The sequence below is a fragment of the Flavobacterium sp. genome, from assembly GCF_036515215.1.
GTDB lineage: Bacteria > Bacteroidota > Bacteroidia > Flavobacteriales > Flavobacteriaceae > Flavobacterium.
The window spans coordinates 1-17,974 of the sequence record NZ_DATBVQ010000029.1 but is presented as its reverse complement, the minus strand read 5'-3'; the positions used below and the strand labels follow the sequence as shown (position 1 = coordinate 17,974).

Sequence of the window (17,974 nt, the reverse complement as noted above, 5' to 3'; positions counted from 1 at the left end):
TATTTTGGATGAGCGGTTTGATATAAATCTTAGAGTTCGTATCTACTAGAAACCTAGATCTTTTTTTACGTCAGCAGTCAAGTTTGGGCCATCAGCAAGTAAAAGAGTTGAACCGTCTAACACATATTGAAATCCTTTAGCTTTTCCAACTTTTTGGATTGAAGTTCTCACTTTTTCCATTAATGGTTTTACGATATCAGATTCTTTTTGTTGAAGTTCTTTTTGGGCATTGTCTCTAAAATCAACAATTCTTTTTTGCATATCTTGAACTTCCACAGAACGTTCTCCGTTTATTTTATCAGAAACAGTAGCAGATTCTGCTTCGTATTTTTTTAATTTTGCTTGGTATTCTTCAACCATTTTTTTGTAGTCGGTGTCATAAGTTCCGCTTAATTTTTCTAGTTGTTTTTGAGCATCTAGCATGGCTGGCATTTTTGCCATAATTTCACTTACATCAACATGCGCTGTTTTGGCTTGTGCATTAATAGTTTGATTTGCTCCTAAAATGAATAATGCAGCAATTAATAGAGTTTTGATTTGTTTCATCGTTTTTAAAATATTAAGTAATTAATTTATTGTTTTAGTTTAATTTGTTCTTCTCTCGCTTTTTTTATGGAGTCCCGCACTTCAATTGTTCTTAGTCGTCTTTCCTCGACTGCTTTTTTACGGTCTTCAATCACTTTCTTGCGATCTTCCAATGTTTTGGCCCTTGCGTTAATTTGATTTTGTTTGGCTTCTTGCGCAGCTATTTTTGCTGTTTCCTTATCGTCAGTTGCGCCGGATGTTTTGTCCTCTATTTTAGTGGAGGCAGAAACCGTGCCATTTTTTTTAGCTTCTCTATCCGCAATTATCTTTTGCCTTCTTTCCTCGGATTCTTGTTTCTTCGCCTCTTGAGCTAATTTGCGATCGGCGATGGCTTTATCTCTTGCAATTTTCTTTTCGTCTAATGCTTTTTGCCGTTCTGCCAAGGCTGGATTTTCATCTGCTGCATCTTCTTTGCTCTCTTTGGCATCTTCGGCTTGAAGTTCCTTTTTCGTTAGCTGCTCCCTTTTTTCCGCCCTATTCAAAACGCGCAAAACCTGATCACTAACATCAAATCTTTTTGCTGAAAAAAGCATAGTTAAATCTGAAGATTTGTCGAATATAAAATCATATTTTTTTGCTTCGGCAATATCTTGCACGGCAGTAAACACTTGATCTTGGATGGGCTTCACCAATAGGGACTTTTGTATCATCAAATCCCCATTTGCTCCAAATCTTTTTTGCTGAAAATCCAACATTTCATTTTCAAGGAACTTAATTTCCATCTCTCTTTCCTCGATAAGCCCTTTTGTCAGCAAGGCCTTTTCGGCTTTAAGAGCCTCTTTTATTTTGTCAATTTCGATTTTCTTGGCTTCAATTTCTTGTTTCCACTTTTGTGCCTTTTGCTCTAATTGGACATTGGCTTCAGCATAGTTGGGTACATTTTGTAAAATGTACTCCATGTCAATGTAGCCTATTTTGGTGCCTCTTGTTTGTGATTGGATATTGTTTACCACAATCAACGCTAGAATCGAAATTAAAAAATGTTTTCTCATAGCTTTTGGTATTAGAAAATCTTAATGCATTCTCTTACTATTAAAATTGCTGTCCAATAATGAAATGGGTTTCCCATCCATTAGGTTTTGATTGCCCTGGCAATGCGTCAAAACCATTTGCGAAATCGATACCTAGTAATCCAAATGCTGGCATAAATACACGCAATCCAACTCCTGCGGATCGGCTTAATGCGAAAGGGTTATAACTTTTAAAATTCTCATATGATGAACCTGCTTCCAAAAATGCCAATGCATATATAGATGCCGATGCTTTTAATGTTATCGGATAACGCAGTTCTAATGAAAACTTATTGTACACGGTTGCACCAATTTGTTCTCCGACGCTATTTATTGGCGTTAAGGAGTTGTTTGGATACCCTCGCAACTGTATGGTTTCTCTCCCATCCATTGAATAATTGGCTAATCCATCTCCCCCTACATAGAACCTTTCAAAAGGAACGACACCTCTGTCTTGATTATAAGCGCCTAAGAAACCGAATTCCGTTAGCGTTCGCAGTACTAATTTACCATAAACTTTTGTATACCAGTCCGCTTTGAATTTTATTTTATAATATTCTAACCAATTAAATTTCTTTTGATCCACTTTTGCAGGATCTGGGGCGGCTTCTTGGTAGGTGAATACCTTGTTTCCCGCAGCATCTATGTAATCACCGATGTTAACTGTGTTCCCGTTTGCGTCAACCTGATTTGACCGGTCAACGGTATTTTTTAATTTGTATTCTTCTTGATCCCCTAAGGTTTTGTAATCAACTCCATTCATTAGGGAATAGGGTGGGGTTAATTTTGCCGTAATGCTGAACTCGGAACCATACATCGGGAAAATTGGATTGACTCCCTTATTGCTTCTTGATAATCCAACGGTGTACGCTAGGTTTCTCGAAGCTCCATTACCAAATGTAAACAGCCCCGTGTTGTAATTATGCAAGTCATAATGTTGATAACTTACCGATTGTGACAATACAAAAAAGTCGTCCGGTACGGTTAATCTTTTGGCTAATCCTACCGATAAGGTTAAGATGTTAAAACTTTTGTCTTTGTCTACTCTTTGAGTGATGTAATTGTTCAAAAATTGTTTGCTGTACGATATAGAGGAACTAAACTGCACAGGTTTCTTTTGTCCGAACCAAGGCTCAGAAAACGATACGCTGTACGTCTGGAAATAGGTGCTTCCTTGTAATCTAAGCGACACCTTTTGTCCGTCACCCATTGGTAACGGTTTGTAAGCATCTTTGTTAAGCATATTTCTGGCCGAGAAGTTATTAAACGACAAACCTAATGTACCAATGAAACCGCCTCCGCCGTAACCTCCTTGAAGTTCTATCTGGCTGGAACCTTTTTCTACAAGTTGGTATTCAATATCCACCGTACCTGCGGCTGCATCAACATGTTTAAAGTCTGGGTTTATGGCCTCAGGATCAAAAAATCCCAATTGTCCAATTTCGCGAATTGTTCTTATCAATAATTCTTTATTGTATTTTTCTCCCGGTTTCGTTCTTAATTCTCTATAAATAACGCGGTCGTTCGTTTTGTCGTTTCCAACAACCGTAATTTTATTGAAGTATGCCAATGGACCTTCAGTAACTCTTATCTCGAAATCAATCGTATCATTTACAGTTTTTACTTCTACAGCATTGATGGTAGAGAATAAATAGCCGTTATTTTGATATAAATTCGTGATATCCTCCCCGTCAGGTTTTGATTTGTCTGCGATTCTTTTTTCAAGAAGTACCCCATTATAGGTTTCTCCTTTTTTGACACCCAATATTCTTCCTAGATACTGATCCGAATAAACTGTATTCCCTAAAAATTTAACATCGCCAAAATAATATTTGTTTCCTTCCTCAACATTTATCTTTATTGCTAGTGCGTTTTTGTCCTTATTATAGGTTACGGAATCGGATAGGATTCTTGCGTCCCTATATCCTTTTTCTTTATAGGCCGCAATAACTTTTTCTAAATCTGTTTTGTATTTTGCTTTTATGAATTTCGAAGCCTTCAATACGCGAAACAGACTTTTTTCCTTGGTGTCTTTCATGGCCTTGCGCAAGGTGTTGTCAGACAGTTTTTCATTACCGATAAAATCAATCTCGTCAATTTTTATCTTTTCTCCTTTGTCTACATTGATAACCATATTGACCTGGTTTACTGCGGAGGTGTCCTTAATAACGTTTATGTTTACTTTTGTGTTGTAATAACCGTCTTTTTTATATTTGTTTTCTATGTAGTTTTTTGTAGTCGTAATCAGATTCTCATTGACTACTTTGCTTTTTGTTAAGCCATTGTCTTTGATTAGAGCTTCGGTTTTGTTTTTCTTAATTCCAACAAATTTAACCTCATTTAACTTTGGCAATTCTTTGATCTCCAGATCAAGATAGATACTGTCGTTTTGGATTCGGTTGACATAAAATGCGATTTCGTCAAAAAGACCCAGTTTTCCCAGTTTTTTTATAGCATTGCTAATTTGTTCTCCAGGGACCGTGATTTCTTGCCCTTTTTCGAGCCCGGCAAATGTGACAACGGTTTGGTCATTGAAACTGATCTTGTTGGTTAGGACAACGTCGGCTAGTATGTATTTTTTACCTTGATCAAAAGGAACTCTGTCTTGAGCTTTAATTTGTGAAAAACTTCCCAAAATTAGAAGGGTAAGGACTGCTTTTATACTTTTATTCAACACTAAAAAATTATTTAATTTGTTCACTTGTTTTTCCAAATCTACGTTCTCTTTTTTGATAACTAATAATAGCCTCATATAAATTCTGTTCTTTAAAGTCAGGCCACAATACATCAGTAAAATACAATTCTGCATAGGCTATTTGCCACAACAGAAAATTACTTATCCTATGTTCTCCACTTGTTCTTATTAATAAATCTACATCCGGTAAATTTTGCGTGTAAAGATGCTCATTTATAATTGAATCGTCAATAGAGTCTATTGAAATTATATTATTTTTAACTTTATCGCTGATGTTTTTTACGGCATTTATGATTTCTTCTCTCGAACCATAACTCAATGCCAATGTTAAAGTCATTTGGGTATTGTTTTTGGTTTTTTCAATCACATCAAGAAGTTCCTTTTGAGCGGATTGAGGCATTTTTTCTAAATTGCCTATCGTGCTCAATTTTATGTTGTTGCTTTGTAATGTCGTAAGTTCTTTTTTTAATGATTTGATTAATATTTTCATTAAAGTGTCAACTTCCAGTTTAGGTCTATTCCAGTTCTCGGTAGAGAATGCATACAGGGTTAGATTCTGGATGCCCAATCGAGCGCAAGTTTCAATTATGATTTTTACGGATTTTGTGCCGCTCTCATGGCCAAAAGCTCTTAATAGTCCTTGTTGTTTTGCCCATCGCCCATTTCCATCCATAATAATGGCTAAATGTCTAGGTAAATTGTTCTTATCAATATTTTGTAGTAAATCCATTTTTTTAGTCTGCACAATAACAGGGTTTTTCGCCAAAGGTATACGTTAATGTTAACCCAGAAAAAACATACCAATCATTATTATTTATATTTCCAAATTTCAGTTGCTCTAGGTTTTTATTAGTGGGGTTACTCCCGTCAATATCATCAGTAAGCGTGTATCTTGCTCCAACCTCTAATCCTATTATAAAGCGATTGTTTAAGTTTGTTTTAACCCCCACAGTCATTGGGATAGCGATTGTTCCGTGATCTGCATCAGATCTTGTTTCGCCGTTCACGAAAAACAGACCGTTGTATTGTGTGTAACTAATTCCGCTATAAACATATGGAGTAAAGTGTCTCTGTAATTCATGGAGATTAAAATCGAAAAAATTGAATTCAAGGCCTAAAGATACTTCTTTTATGTTATTTTCAAAATGATAGCCTCTTTCACTTCTGCTGGGTTCTTTCGAATCCATGTCATTTGAAGAGATTTTCGATTGTGTATAAGAAAAGCGGTAGGCATGCCTTGGGCTTTTATTCCATTTATAAAGTATCCCAAAAGCGGGCTCATTAGGTGCTATATAAGTGGTAGGCCCTATTTCGCCTATGTAGTTGCTTCCCCCAAGAAAAACTCCAACTTCATGTATCTGCGAATGCATAGTCATGCCAACGAATAAGCATATAAATAAGCTGAAAATTTTATTCATTTTAATTAAAATTGCGTGCAAATATAATAATTATCGATACGAATCAATACCCCAAATGTTAAATGTGTCCATTAATTGAATAAAGGACGTGATACTATATAGGAAATTGATTTAGGTTAAAGGAGAAACGGTAAAATCTGATGAAATAGTATAGTTTGGAGGCAAAAAAGAATTAGTTCCTTTTGTCCTCACCCCAGAGTAATTTGGTACGAAGTGTTTTTAAAAATGTTTCTTCGGGAATTTCTACCATATTTATTTGAAAAGGGGTTTTTTTTATGGTCAAGATGGACTCGTTTCCTACCGAAGTTATTCTGGAGTCTAGCGAAACTAAATAATTTTCTTCCCTGCCTGAAACTTGTAATCTGATCTCTGTTTCGTCCGGGATTACAAGTGGTCTTGCATTTAGGTTGTGTGGCGCAATTGGTGTGATGACTAAACCTTTCACATCTGGAGTCAATATCGGTCCCCCGCAACTCAGGGAGTATCCAGTGGAGCCGGTTGGTGTCGATATTATTAGTCCGTCCGCCCAGTAGGAGTTTAAAATTTCGCCGTTCAAATAAGTGTCAATAGTGATCATCGAGGTCGTGTCCTTGCGACTTACCGAAACTTCATTCATGGCAAAATTGATGTCTTTGAGCGCCTCATTAGGCGGATAGCAAGACAGACTCAATAATGTTCTTTTCGAAAGGGTGTACTTTTTGTCGATAACGATCTGCAGAAAATCATGAATGTTCTCTTTCTGCACGGTCGCAAGGAAGCCCAGTCGACCGGCATTTATTCCTAAAATTGGCACTCCCGAATCCCGAACTAAAGTGGCTGCCCTTAAAATGGTACCGTCGCCACCAATGCTTATCAGCATGTCAAAACTTTGGTCTAATTCAGTGTGGGATGAAAAAGTGTTATACTCTTTCTGAACAATTTTTTTTTCATATAAGATTTCCAGAAAACTGGCCTCAATGACTAATTCTACGTTGTTTTGATTGAAAAAAACGAAAATGTCTTTTATAATCGGCTCCGTACTGTTCTGGTAATATTGACCGTAAATGGCTACTTTCATTGGGCTTCTTAATCGTTTGCTTATTAATTTTTGATTTGATAAATGACGGTTAAACCAATAACCGAATAAACAATTACATGTTAAGGTATTTGTCTAAATAGTCCGAACGCTCCTTCAAAGTATTAATGTAATTGTCTTCGTGGTGTTCAGATGTAATTTCATAACCATACCTTCTGAAAGTTTGGATAATCTCATTTATGGGGCCTAAGTTTATTTTAATGGTCACCTCGATGCTGTCAACATCTGCTTCAGAAATAAACAAACCCAAAAGTTTGCCATTGTTGCTTTCCACTATTTGCGTGATTTGGCTCATCGAATAATCCAAGATTCCTTTTTTTACTTTTATGATCCGTCCGGGTTCTTTTAAAAACGGAGTTTGGTGAAAAAAACTCATGATGTCCTCTATTTCGTAATAGCCAACGTAATTGTTGTCTTTGTCCAAAACGGGAATCAAATTGGTGCGGTTTTTCGCAAAAATCTCCAAAACTTCAATCCAAATGGAATCTGTTCTTGTAAAAAACGGTTCCAGGGTATATTTGTAATCAATCACCTTTTTGTCATCATCGAAAGTCTCGACGTCGTCAGAGGCAATGTTGCCAATGAAAATTCCCTCTTCAAGAACGGGGAAATGGGAGTAGTTCAATTCCATGAAAAAATCTTTAACAGTCGCAATAATTTCTTGGCTGTCAAGGGCTTTATAATCAGTGGTTATGTAGTTCGTGATTTCCATCTTAATTAAATCCTCAATTTTTATGCAAAATAATCAAAAAAAGGCAAAAAACCCTACCTTTTACTTTGTATTTTTGCTTCAATTAAACCCTTGTTTTACAATCAAAAAGTGTTCCAATGACAAAGTTAAGTGTAAATATCAACAAAATAGCCACTTTGCGTAATGCTCGCGGAGGAAACGTGCCTGATTTACTGAAGGTAGCAGCCGATATCCAAAAATTTGGAGGCCAAGGAATCACCATCCATCCCCGTCCTGATGAGCGCCATATCCGCTATAAAGATGCTCGTGATCTAAAATCAATAGTTTATACAGAATATAATATAGAGGGAAACCCGGAAAAATCATTCGTCGACTTGGTCCTTGAGGTAAAACCAACACAAGTGACTTTGGTGCCGGATGCCGTGGATGCCATCACCTCGAATGCGGGCTGGGACACGATAAAGCACACCGGTTTTTTAACTGAAATTGTCCAGGAATTCCAGCGCAACGGTATCCGCACTTCGATATTCGTGGATCCCGTTCCGGCAATGATCGAGGGGGCAAAAAAGATAGGGACTGACCGAATCGAATTGTACACGGAGGCCTATGCCCACCAATATGGGTTAGGAAACAAAAGCGGCATAGACCCATACGTTAAATCGGCCATTTTGGCTAATGAGCTAGGATTGGGAATCAATGCGGGACATGATTTGAGTTTAGATAACATCCAGTTTTTCAATCAAAATATCCCCGGTTTGCTGGAAGTTTCGATAGGCCACGCTTTAATCGCGGAATCGTTGTACTTAGGATTGGAGAATGTGGTTAACATGTATCTGCAAAAATTAAAATAGTTTTATTACTGAGTGATTATTGAATTTTAGGGGCAATCTGCAATCTAAAATCTGCAATCTAAAATCTAGAAGATAAATGCTGTATTCAAAAATAGAAGGCGAAGGAAAACCGTTATTGATCCTTCATGGATTTCTGGGAATGTCAGACAACTGGAAAACACTGGGGTCGCAATTTGCCACGGAGGGTTTTCAAGTTCATATGCTGGACCTACGGAACCATGGTAGAAGTTTACAGTCAGGCGAGTTCAGTTACGAGATAATGGCTCAAGATATTTATGATTATTGCCAAGCCAATAATCTTAACAATATTGATATTATAGGACATTCGATGGGTGGGAAAACAGCGATGTTGTTTGCGGCCACTTACCCGGAAATGGTAGATAAATTGATTGTCGCTGACATTGGCCCCAAATTTTATCCGCAGCACCACCAATCGATTTTGGCGGGTTTGAATGCGGTGGATTTTTCCAAAAAACCTAGCCGCTCTATAGTAGAGGATATTCTTTCAGAATATATAACTGATTTTGGCACCCGACAATTCTTGATGAAAAATTTGTATTGGCAAGAGCCCGGGCAATTGGCATTTCGATTCAATCTATCCGTTTTTAATGAAAAAATGGATGAAATAGGAGTGGCGCTTCCGGAAACCGCTGTTTTCAATAAACCTACGCTTTTTATCCGTGGTGGAAACTCGAATTATATTTTGGACAGTGATTTCGAAAACATAAAAAAACATTTCCCCGATTCAAAAATAGAGACTATCCCTAATGCGGGTCATTGGCTCCATGCCGAAAACCCGAAAGTGTTTCACGAAATGGCAATTTCCTTTTTAAAATAAATCCAACTAAAAAAATAGTAGTACTTTTATTAAAAATTAAACTATATGAAACTTATCATTAGAATTCTTATCACATCAGCTTTGGTCCTGCTTATTGCGAATTTCATGACAGGAGTTCATGTAGACGGTTTTACCACGGCCTTAATCGTAGCCGTTGTCCTTGGCTTACTTAATATTTTTATCAAACCCATCATCGTTATACTAACATTGCCAATTACATTTATAACCTTGGGGCTATTCCTGCTGGTCATCAATGCATTGATTATCCTATTGTGTGACAATATTGTGGGAGGTTTTAGTGTGGATAGTTTCTGGACGGCATTATTATTTAGCATTATATTGTCCCTGTTGCAGTCTATCATGTATCAAATATTAGGGGAGAATAAGTAAATTTGCAAGAAAAAGAGTTAATTAGTGGCGCGGTATTAACAAATATTTAGTGCTGATCCGATTTACTTTCACTAATTTTGCTCCTAATTACAACAAAAATGAAAAAAATTCACATGTTATTAATTGTTTTGCTTGGCGTCTTCCTGATGCCGACCTCAACTTTTGCATGTGGAAGTCATTCGGAAAAAAATTCTTGTGCCAAAGAAATGTCTTCAAAAACGGGCATGAAGGATTGCTGTAGCAACGATTCCAAATCAAAAAGCAAAAAAAACGACGGTTGTAACGGAAAGTGCGGGCACGCTATGTGCAGTGTATCTTCTTTGAATATTGGAATAGTTTCTTCTATCCCATTAGAAATTGACGATGACGTTTTTAACTTTTCTAGCAAAAAGCAAAAATTTCACCAATCAGTATCCTTCACTTCTGCGGGGTATTCTTCCCTTTGGCTTATACCTAAAATAGGCTAAATTCTTTTTTTGACAGCCATTAGTGCGTCAAATCTGAAGCAATTATTGCTTAAAATCATTTATTTTTAGGTTATTTCCATGCTAGAGGATAGTTTAATTGCTATGGTTTAGTCAGTTTATAGCTTATTCAACTTCAAATTATTTATCGAATGAAATCACTAAACAAAAAAGTGGCAGCAATAGCGCTATTGCTGTCAGCTACATTTGCCAATGCGCAAATGAAAAACGCTAAAACGGAAACAGTAAAAATATTGGGCAATTGCGGAATGTGCGAAAGCAAAATAGAAAAAGCAGGGAACCTTAAAAACACCGCAATTGTAGATTGGGATAAGGACAGCAAAATGGCTACAATTACCTATGACACCGCTAAAACCAATCAAGACGAGATTTTAAAAAGGATTGCTTTGGCGGGTTATGACAGTGAAAAAAATATAGCCCAGGATTCTTCATACAATGCCCTTCCCGGTTGTTGCCAATACGATAGGGAACCAACGAAACAATAAAACAGTTAACGCAAAATAATTATCACATTAAAAAAAAACAAAATGAAAAACATAATTAAATTAAGCATCATCCTTTTGATATTCACATTTGCATCTTGTAAGGAAAATAAATCAGAGTCAAATAAAGAAGGCGCGGCGATTGAAAGTACACAGGCAGATAAGGAGGGACAGCTATACTCTTGCCCAATGCATCCTGAAGTGCATGGCAAGCAAGGGGAAGTTTGTTCCGTGTGTGGTATGAAATTAACGGAACCAGTTACCCAAGCGGCAGCTGCCCCTGAAAAAGTTAAGGTACAAGCGGAACCATTGAGTAAATCATCATTTTCTATTGATGGAATTTTGAACAATTACTTGAAATTAAAAAATGCGCTTGCCAATGATGATTCTAAAGAGGCTGCCAATGCGGCAAAAGAATTAAATGTGACTTTAACTAATTTGAAATCTGATAAAATTGAGGCCAAATTTAAAAAAGAGTACGCAGACATTGCCGAGGATGCAAAAGAACATGCGGAACATATTGGTGACAATCCCGGAAAAATAGAACACCAAAGGGAGCATTTTGCCATGTTAAGCACGGATGTTAATGATTTGATCAAAATTTTTGGAACAGACAAAAAAATATACAGAGACTATTGCCCAATGTACGACCAGGGGAAAAGTGGGTATTGGATTAGTGAAACCAAAGAAATCAAGAATCCTTATTATGGATCTGAAATGTTGACATGTGGCGGAATTACCAACGAGTGGTAAGATGAAAAAAGTCTTCAAAAAAATATTCATTACAGCTTTTGTTATTTTTTTGTTGATGCAATTGTATCAACCTGCCCGTAATTTTGATTACGGACAGGTATCAGTTGCGCATTTTACTAAAACGTATGCAGTTCCGGAAAATGTGGAAACTATTTTACGAACCTCCTGCTACGACTGTCACAGTAATAACACTAATTACCCCTCGTATTCTAACATCCAGCCCATTAGGTTATTTATGGATAGCCATATTAATGAAGGGAAGGAGAATTTGAACTTTAGTGAATGGGGTAATTATTCTAGCAGAAAACAAAGGAGCAAATTAAATGAAATTAGTAAGCAAATAGAGGACGGAGAAATGCCATTGGCTTCTTATACGTTGATTCATAGAAACGCAACCCTTACTACTGCTCAAAAAGAAGAAGTAACCGATTGGATTGATAAAATGAAAGATAGTCTTTCATCAAAACATTAAGCTATTATGGTAGAAAAATTAATATCGTTTTCACTGCGAAACCGTATGGTTGTATTGCTCGTTTCAGCCTGTTTATTCGGCTGGGGGATTTACAGCGTGCAGCAAAACCCTATCGATGCCATTCCTGACCTGTCCGAAAACCAAGTCATTGTTTTTACGGAATGGATGGGCAGAAGCCCCCAAGTGATCGAAGACCAAGTTACATACCCATTGGTTTCCAATTTGCAGGGGATACCCAAAATCAAGAATATACGTGCCTCGTCCATGTTTGGGATGAGCTTTGTTTATATCATTTTTGAAGATAATGTGGATCCATATTGGGCAAGAACCCGTGTACTGGAACGACTAAATTATGCGCAGCGGCTGTTGCCTGAAAATGTAGTTCCCACTTTGGGCCCCGATGGAACTGGGGTAGGTCACATTTTTTGGTACCATTTAGAAACCAACGGGATGGACTTGGGAGAGCAACGCGCCCTGCAGGACTGGTATGTGAAGTTTGCCCTGCAGACCGTTCCCGGCGTAGCGGAAGTGGCTTCCTTTGGGGGATTCGAAAAACAATACCAACTGGTTCTGGACCCCTTGAAGATGCAGTACTACAATGTTAGCATGATGGAGGTGATGAAGGCTGTGAAAACCAGCAACAATGACGTGGGCGGACGAAAATTTGAAATGAGCAATATGTCCTACATCGTGAGGGGACTGGGCTATATCAAAAACATAAAAGATGTAGAAGACATTGCCATTAAAAATTACAATTCGGTACCCGTAAAGGTGAGTGATATTGGTTCAGTGCAAATGGGCGGAGATTTGCGTTTGGGGATTTTTGATGCCAATGGCGAAGGGGAAGTTGTAGGCGGAATCGTGGTAATGCGATACGGGGAAAATGCCGATAAAGTTATAAAGGCAGTTAAACTCAAAATGAAAGAAGTCGCAAAAGGATTACCGGAAGGCGTTTCCTTCAAGACTTCGTATGACAGAAGCGAACTGATAGAAAAAGCAATCGAATCGGTTAAAGGAACTTTGATAGAGGAGATGATTGTAGTGTCCATCATTGTTTTGCTGTTCCTTTTTCATTGGCGAAGCGCACTGATAATTTTAATTCAATTGCCCATTTCCGTTGCCGTAGGATTTATTTTACTGCAAGCTTTTGGGATTTCATCCAACATTATGTCCTTAACCGGTATTGCGCTGGCAATAGGTGTCGTTGTTGACGACGGGATCGTAATGGTCGAAAATGCCTATCGGACCATCTCTGAGAAACAGGAAGAACTGGACAACAATCATTAATCAACAGCGATGAAAAAATTATTTAAAAAAATATTCAAGAAAGAGCACGATCCGCTGCCTCCTGAAGAAAGAATGAAGCTGATTGAGGACTCCTCAAAATTAGTTGGACCGGGCGTGTTTTATTCCACATTAATTGTGATAGCTTCCTTTTTGCCCGTTTTTCTATTAACAGGGATGGAAGGGAAATTATTCAGTCCGCTGGCTTGGACCAAGTCGTTTATATTAATCGTCGATGCCTTTTTGGCGATAACGCTGACCCCGGTTCTGATTAGCTTTTTGCTGAAGGGAAAACTTCGTCCCGAAAGTAAGAACCCAATAAACAGGAAACTGGAAAGTATCTATACGCCGATTCTGACTTTTTGCTTGAAATGGAGAAAATCGGTATTGGCAATAAATATCGTCGCTTTATTAATCGGTGGATTGATGTTTACCAGACTGGGATCCGAATTCATGCCGCCTTTGGATGAAGGCAGTATTTTATTTATGCCAGTGACCTTGCCTGACGTTTCTAATGCTGAGGTAAAGAGAATATTGCAAGTTCAGGATAAATTGATAAAATCGATTCCGGAGGTTACCCATGTTTTGGGAAAAGCGGGTAGGGCCAATACGGCAACGGACAACAGTCCGATAAGCATGATTGAGACCATCATTTTGCTCAAACCCCATAATGAATGGAGAGATGGAACGACGAAAGGCGATATCATAACGGAAATAAACAATAAGTTACAAATTCCCGGAGTGACTAATGGTTTCACGCAGCCCATCATTAATCGAATTAATATGCTTTCTACGGGTATCAGAACCGATGTGGGAATAAAAATATATGGTGCCAGTTTAGACACTATTAATGTTTTATCCCAAAAAATTAAAAAAGCATTGGAAGGCACCGCCGGAGTGAAAGACTTATTCGCGGAACCTATAACCGGAGGAAAATATATTGATATCGTCGCCAAACGGGAAGTGATAGGCAGGTATGGTCTTAGCGTTGATGATGTCAATAGTGTCGTTGAAGCTGCCATTGGGGGGATGACATTAACAACAACTATCGAAGGAAGAGAGCGGTTTTCTGTCAGCGCCCGATATGCTCAAGAATACAGAAACAGTCTCGAAGCCCTGAAAAAACTTCAGGTCCAGACAATGGAATACGGACCCATTCCCCTGGAGACTGTTGCGGATATAAAAATAAGCGATGGGCCTCCAATGATCAACAGTGAGAACGCCATGCTTCGTGGGAGCGTTTTGTTTAATGTTCGGGGTCGCGATTTAGGGAGTACCGTACAGGAAGCTCAGGACAAGCTGAATGCAATGATCACTAAAATGCCAAAAGGGTATTATATGGAATGGAGTGGACAATGGGAAAACCAAATTCGGGCCAACAAAACATTAAGCATGATTTTACCCCTGGTTGTCATCATCATATTCCTGATTTTATACTTTACCTATCGCTCTATGAAGGAGGCGTTTATCACCATGATTACGGTGCCTTTTGCCTTGATCGGAGGGATTTTTATGGTTTACTTTTATGACATTAATTTATCGGTGGCCGTTGCGGTCGGGTTCATAGCCTTGTTTGGGCTTGCGATCGAAACCGCGATGTTGATGACCATTTATTTAAATGAAGCCATGATTAAAATGGTGGAGAAGCATGGAAACAGTAGAGAGACAATCACGGAAGAGATATTGCGGGACTATATTATTTTTGGATCTGCAAAAAGATTGCGTCCCAAGTTAATGACGGTATCTGTCTCTTTGTTTGGGCTTATCCCCATTTTATGGTCAACAGGAACCGGGGCTGATGTAATGATTCCTATTACGGTTCCGCTTATCGGAGGGACAATCACCTCGACCATTTATGTATTATTAGTGACGCCGGTTGTTTTTGAAATGACAAAATTGCGTGAATTACGAACAAAAGGTAAAATAGATATTATCGATGCGAAACATTAAAAAGTATATCGTTATAGGTTGTTTGCTTATAAACGTTACCGCTATGGTAGCACAAACACTTTCGTTGGATGCCGTTTTGGGCACAATCAAAACCAATAATCCGCAGTTGAAAATGTATGATGCCGACATTCAAAGTATGGATGCTGCGGCAAAGGGGGCAAAAAGCTGGATGCCACCGCAAATCAACACGGGTTTGTTTATGACGCCTTACGACGTGAAAATGTGGAAATCGGATGAAATGAATCCGGGAATGGGCGCTTATATGATTGGCTTTACGCAAATGATTCCCAACGCTTCCAAATTGAGGGCCGATTCTGATTACATGAACGCCATGTCTTCTGTTGAAGCCGAAAACAAAAACTACACCGTCAATCAGTTGAATGCTTTGGCAAAAGCCAATTATTACCAATGGTTGGTGTTGGATAAAAAAATAAAAATTGCCAATGACAATTTGGTGCTTTTGGAATACATGATAAAAAGCATGGAAATACGTTATCAATACAATATGGACAAGCTGCCAACGTATTACAAGGCGAAATCCCAATATAGTGGGTTGCAAAGCATGTTGGTCATGATGCAAAACAACATTGCCCAGAAAAGAATCGTGCTGAATACCCTGATGGCAAGGGATAAAAACACGGTATTTGAAATCGATCCGTCCTACACATTAAATGAATTTGATGTAATGGATTCAGACAGCACTTCGCTTTCCCAAAACCGAAGCGATGTTCAGGCAATCGAAAAAACAATGGAATTGAATCAGCTGAAGATTGAAACCGAAAAATCGAAATTGTTGCCGGAGTTTGGCGTGAAATACGACCATATGTTTGCCTTTGGCGACCGTCCACAGCAATTTTCACTGATGGGTATGGTCAGCATTCCGATGCCTTGGTCCACAAAAATGAATAAGGCAACGATCAACAGTATCAAGATAAAAAACGAAAGTCTGGAATGGCAAAAACAAATGATCCTGAACGAGGCAACGGGCATGATTTCAGGAATGCAAACCGAATTAAAAAATCTTAAAAAGCAATATGATATTGCCGAAAAGAGCATCATTCCGGCATTACGAAGAAACTACGACACGGCAATTCTGGCATGGCAAAACAACACAGGTGATCTGTTTGTTGTGTTGGATTCGTGGGAAGCGTTAAACATGGCACAGATCGATAAATTAGACAAACTTCAGGCTATTTTGAGTACTCAGGTGGAAATCGAAAAACAACTCGAAACGAAATAATTATGAACAAATATTTAAAATATAGTTTGTTGGCGATCGCGGTTTTGACTGTTGGATTCACAATTTATTATTTTGTGGAAAAATCGAATGATCAAACTGCGCATTTACATGAAGAGGAGCTTTATACTTGTTCGATGCATCCCCAAATCATAAGAAACGAGCCGGGGAGTTGCCCTATTTGCGGAATGGATTTGGTGAAAAAAGTGAGCGAAAATCAGCCCGAGGAAAACCATTCGATAGAACACTTATTGCGGCCTACGGATCAATTTGTGGTGGGGGATTTTCAAACCACCACGCCTATAGACACGACAATAAGCACCGAGCTGCATGTGCCGGGACTTGTTGCCTACGACCCCAATTCGTCCGTAAACATATCCGCAAGAATCAGTGGCAGGATAGAAAAAATGTATGTGAATTACAAGTTCCAGAAAGTGAACAAAGGCCAGAAATTGTTTGATTTGTACAGCCCGGAATTACTTACGGAGCAGCAAAATTATATTTATTTGATAACCAATGATTCGGAAAACGCTTCAATCATCAAAGCGTCAAAACAAAAATTGTTGCTTTACGGAATGAGCGGCCATCAAATTAACTCATTGGCTGCAGCCAAAAGGGTAAATCCGGTAGTGTCCATTTACAGTCCAAGCAGTGGAATTGTAGAGGGAACCGAAAGCGGGAATGCGAGTGCAGCCGGGAATATGCAAAGTGCCGGGACAACAACCACTTCTTTAACTTTAAAGGAAGGAGATTATATCAAGAAAAACGAAGTTGTTTTTAAATTGATGAAAACGGATAGAGTTTGGGGCGTTTTTAATGTTATGCAGGGCTACAATAGTCTGGTAAAAGTCAATCAGCCGATCAGAATCTCGTCGGAGTTAGACGAAAAGGATTATTTCAACGCTAAGGTGAACTTTGTCGAGACGCAACTCAACCAAAACGAAAAAACCAACCGAGTGAGGGTATATCTCAATAACAGAAATTTGAAATTCCCCGTCGGTTTGCGACTGCAGGGAGTTATAGAAACAAATCCGATAAAAGGGATTTGGCTCAGAAAATGGGCTTTGGTAAGCATTGGAACTGAAAAGATAGTTTTTGTCAAAAAAGAGAATGGTTTTAAAACTGCAGTAATAAAAACGGGGATCGAAATCAATGATTTTGTTCAGGTTATCGAAGGGGTTTCCACCCGGGATACCCTTGCCAGGAATGCACAGTACTTGATCGATAGCGGAAGCTTTATAAAAACGGAATAATTATGAAAAAGATAAAAATAATACCTTTTCTATTTATGGTCTTTGCTTTTCTTGCTGCTTGCAACGGCAAAAACGAGGAAGAACATAGTGAGAATAAGGCGGAAGAAAATATTTACTATACCTGTTCAATGGATCCCCAGGTGAAGGAGGACAAACCGGGGAAATGCCCCATTTGTCACATGGACCTGACGCCAATGAAAAAGGACAATTCCGCTTCTAATGAGATTGCGCTGAGCGACCAGCAGATAAAATTGGGTAATATCAGTGTACGGACGATTTCTGAAACGGAAAGCAGCCTGGCAGAAAATTACACGGGAGTTTTGGCCATTGACCAGCAGGGAATGAAAACCATTTCTGCCAGGGCCATGGGACGAATCGAGAAATTGTACTTCAAAACGGAAGGGGATTATATCCAAAAAAACCAGGCTGTTTACCAAATCTACAGTGAAGATATTGCCATAGCCAAACAAGATTATTTCGCGGCATACAAACAACTGTCCATGCC

16 protein-coding genes and 2 pseudogenes are annotated in these 17,974 nt (G+C 38.5%); 11 read left to right on the top strand and 7 right to left on the bottom strand.

Going from position 1 to position 17,974, the window contains the following annotated elements; genetic code table 11:
* Positions 1-45 precede the first annotated feature (45 nt).
* The 7 genes from VIH09_RS02080 to VIH09_RS02050 form a co-directional block, all read right to left on the bottom strand.
* On the bottom strand, positions 46-546 hold the full coding sequence (locus VIH09_RS02080) for an OmpH family outer membrane protein (protein WP_331577382.1): 501 nt from the start codon (positions 544-546) through the stop codon (positions 46-48).
* Positions 547-572: 26 nt separating this feature from the next.
* Positions 573-1,577 carry an OmpH family outer membrane protein gene (locus tag VIH09_RS02075; protein WP_331577380.1) on the bottom strand — a complete coding sequence of 335 codons (1,005 nt, stop codon included), beginning with the start codon at positions 1,575-1,577 and terminating at the stop codon, positions 573-575.
* A gap of 40 nt (positions 1,578-1,617) precedes the next feature.
* Entirely contained in the window at positions 1,618-4,347 is a 2,730-nt protein-coding gene (gene bamA, locus VIH09_RS02070) for an outer membrane protein assembly factor BamA (protein ID WP_331577378.1), read from the bottom strand.
* Positions 4,280-5,020 carry an isoprenyl transferase gene (locus VIH09_RS02065; protein WP_331577375.1) on the bottom strand — a complete coding sequence of 247 codons (741 nt, stop codon included), beginning with the start codon at positions 5,018-5,020 and terminating at the stop codon, positions 4,280-4,282. The genes bamA and VIH09_RS02065 overlap by 68 nt, the downstream gene beginning before the upstream one ends.
* 4 nt (positions 5,021-5,024) lie before the next feature.
* The gene (locus tag VIH09_RS02060; protein ID WP_331577373.1) at positions 5,025-5,708 is read right to left on the bottom strand and encodes a DUF6089 family protein; all 684 of its coding nucleotides are present in this window, start codon (positions 5,706-5,708) and stop codon (positions 5,025-5,027) included.
* 172 nt (positions 5,709-5,880) lie between these two features.
* Positions 5,881-6,765, bottom strand: coding sequence for an NAD kinase (locus VIH09_RS02055; RefSeq protein ID WP_331577371.1), 885 nt, complete (start codon positions 6,763-6,765; stop codon positions 5,881-5,883).
* A 73-nt stretch (positions 6,766-6,838) separates the two neighbouring features.
* Positions 6,839-7,495, bottom strand: a complete 657-nt coding sequence (locus VIH09_RS02050) for a CBS domain-containing protein (protein WP_331577369.1) — start codon at positions 7,493-7,495, stop codon at positions 6,839-6,841.
* A gap of 116 nt (positions 7,496-7,611) precedes the next feature.
* Between VIH09_RS02050 and VIH09_RS02045 the strand changes: the two genes are divergently transcribed.
* From VIH09_RS02045 to VIH09_RS01995, 11 genes and pseudogenes are all read left to right on the top strand, one after another.
* A complete protein-coding gene (locus VIH09_RS02045) occupies positions 7,612-8,325 on the top strand; it encodes a pyridoxine 5'-phosphate synthase (protein ID WP_331577367.1) in 714 nt (237 codons plus the stop codon).
* A 76-nt stretch (positions 8,326-8,401) separates the two neighbouring features.
* Positions 8,402-9,163, top strand: a complete 762-nt coding sequence (locus VIH09_RS02040; RefSeq protein WP_331577365.1) for an alpha/beta fold hydrolase — start codon at positions 8,402-8,404, stop codon at positions 9,161-9,163.
* Positions 9,164-9,208: 45 nt separating this feature from the next.
* Positions 9,209-9,553, top strand: a complete 345-nt coding sequence (locus VIH09_RS02035) for a phage holin family protein (protein ID WP_331577363.1) — start codon at positions 9,209-9,211, stop codon at positions 9,551-9,553.
* 98 nt (positions 9,554-9,651) lie between these two features.
* Positions 9,652-10,020 carry a hypothetical protein gene (locus tag VIH09_RS02030; protein WP_331577361.1) on the top strand — a complete coding sequence of 123 codons (369 nt, stop codon included), beginning with the start codon at positions 9,652-9,654 and terminating at the stop codon, positions 10,018-10,020.
* A gap of 149 nt (positions 10,021-10,169) precedes the next feature.
* A pseudogene (locus tag VIH09_RS02025) lies at positions 10,170-10,505 on the top strand (heavy-metal-associated domain-containing protein); the annotation flags it as partial.
* A gap of 60 nt (positions 10,506-10,565) precedes the next feature.
* The gene (locus VIH09_RS02020) at positions 10,566-11,273 is read left to right on the top strand and encodes a DUF3347 domain-containing protein (protein ID WP_331577356.1); all 708 of its coding nucleotides are present in this window, start codon (positions 10,566-10,568) and stop codon (positions 11,271-11,273) included.
* A gap of 1 nt (position 11,274) precedes the next feature.
* Positions 11,275-11,745, top strand: a complete 471-nt coding sequence (locus VIH09_RS02015) for a heme-binding domain-containing protein (RefSeq protein WP_331577354.1) — start codon at positions 11,275-11,277, stop codon at positions 11,743-11,745.
* 6 nt (positions 11,746-11,751) lie between these two features.
* Positions 11,752-14,979, top strand: a pseudogene (locus VIH09_RS02010) (efflux RND transporter permease subunit).
* Complete coding sequence (locus VIH09_RS02005; RefSeq protein ID WP_331577352.1) at positions 14,966-16,219, top strand: TolC family protein; 1,254 nt, start codon at positions 14,966-14,968, stop codon at positions 16,217-16,219. The pseudogene VIH09_RS02010 and the gene VIH09_RS02005 overlap by 14 nt, the downstream one beginning before the upstream one ends.
* Positions 16,220-16,221: 2 nt before the next feature.
* Positions 16,222-17,469: an efflux RND transporter periplasmic adaptor subunit gene (locus VIH09_RS02000; protein ID WP_331577350.1), complete on the top strand. Its 1,248-nt coding sequence runs from the start codon at positions 16,222-16,224 to the stop codon at positions 17,467-17,469.
* Between the two features lie 2 nt (positions 17,470-17,471).
* On the top strand, positions 17,472-17,974 hold a 503-nt coding region (locus VIH09_RS01995; protein ID WP_331577347.1), incomplete at its 3' end, for an efflux RND transporter periplasmic adaptor subunit.

Coding starts and splice junctions, on each gene's coding strand:
- VIH09_RS02080 (WP_331577382.1), bottom strand. CDS start 546: ATGAAACAAATCAAAACTCTATTAATTGCTGCATTATTCATTTTAGGA.
- VIH09_RS02075 (WP_331577380.1), bottom strand. CDS start 1,577: ATGAGAAAACATTTTTTAATTTCGATTCTAGCGTTGATTGTGGTAAAC.
- bamA (WP_331577378.1), bottom strand. CDS start 4,347: ATGAGGCTATTATTAGTTATCAAAAAAGAGAACGTAGATTTGGAAAAA.
- VIH09_RS02065 (WP_331577375.1), bottom strand. CDS start 5,020: ATGGATTTACTACAAAATATTGATAAGAACAATTTACCTAGACATTTA.
- VIH09_RS02060 (WP_331577373.1), bottom strand. CDS start 5,708: ATGAATAAAATTTTCAGCTTATTTATATGCTTATTCGTTGGCATGACT.
- VIH09_RS02055 (WP_331577371.1), bottom strand. CDS start 6,765: ATGAAAGTAGCCATTTACGGTCAATATTACCAGAACAGTACGGAGCCG.
- VIH09_RS02050 (WP_331577369.1), bottom strand. CDS start 7,495: ATGGAAATCACGAACTACATAACCACTGATTATAAAGCCCTTGACAGC.
- VIH09_RS02045 (WP_331577367.1), top strand. CDS start 7,612: ATGACAAAGTTAAGTGTAAATATCAACAAAATAGCCACTTTGCGTAAT.
- VIH09_RS02040 (WP_331577365.1), top strand. CDS start 8,402: ATGCTGTATTCAAAAATAGAAGGCGAAGGAAAACCGTTATTGATCCTT.
- VIH09_RS02035 (WP_331577363.1), top strand. CDS start 9,209: ATGAAACTTATCATTAGAATTCTTATCACATCAGCTTTGGTCCTGCTT.
- VIH09_RS02030 (WP_331577361.1), top strand. CDS start 9,652: ATGAAAAAAATTCACATGTTATTAATTGTTTTGCTTGGCGTCTTCCTG.
- VIH09_RS02020 (WP_331577356.1), top strand. CDS start 10,566: ATGAAAAACATAATTAAATTAAGCATCATCCTTTTGATATTCACATTT.
- VIH09_RS02015 (WP_331577354.1), top strand. CDS start 11,275: ATGAAAAAAGTCTTCAAAAAAATATTCATTACAGCTTTTGTTATTTTT.
- VIH09_RS02005 (WP_331577352.1), top strand. CDS start 14,966: ATGCGAAACATTAAAAAGTATATCGTTATAGGTTGTTTGCTTATAAAC.
- VIH09_RS02000 (WP_331577350.1), top strand. CDS start 16,222: ATGAACAAATATTTAAAATATAGTTTGTTGGCGATCGCGGTTTTGACT.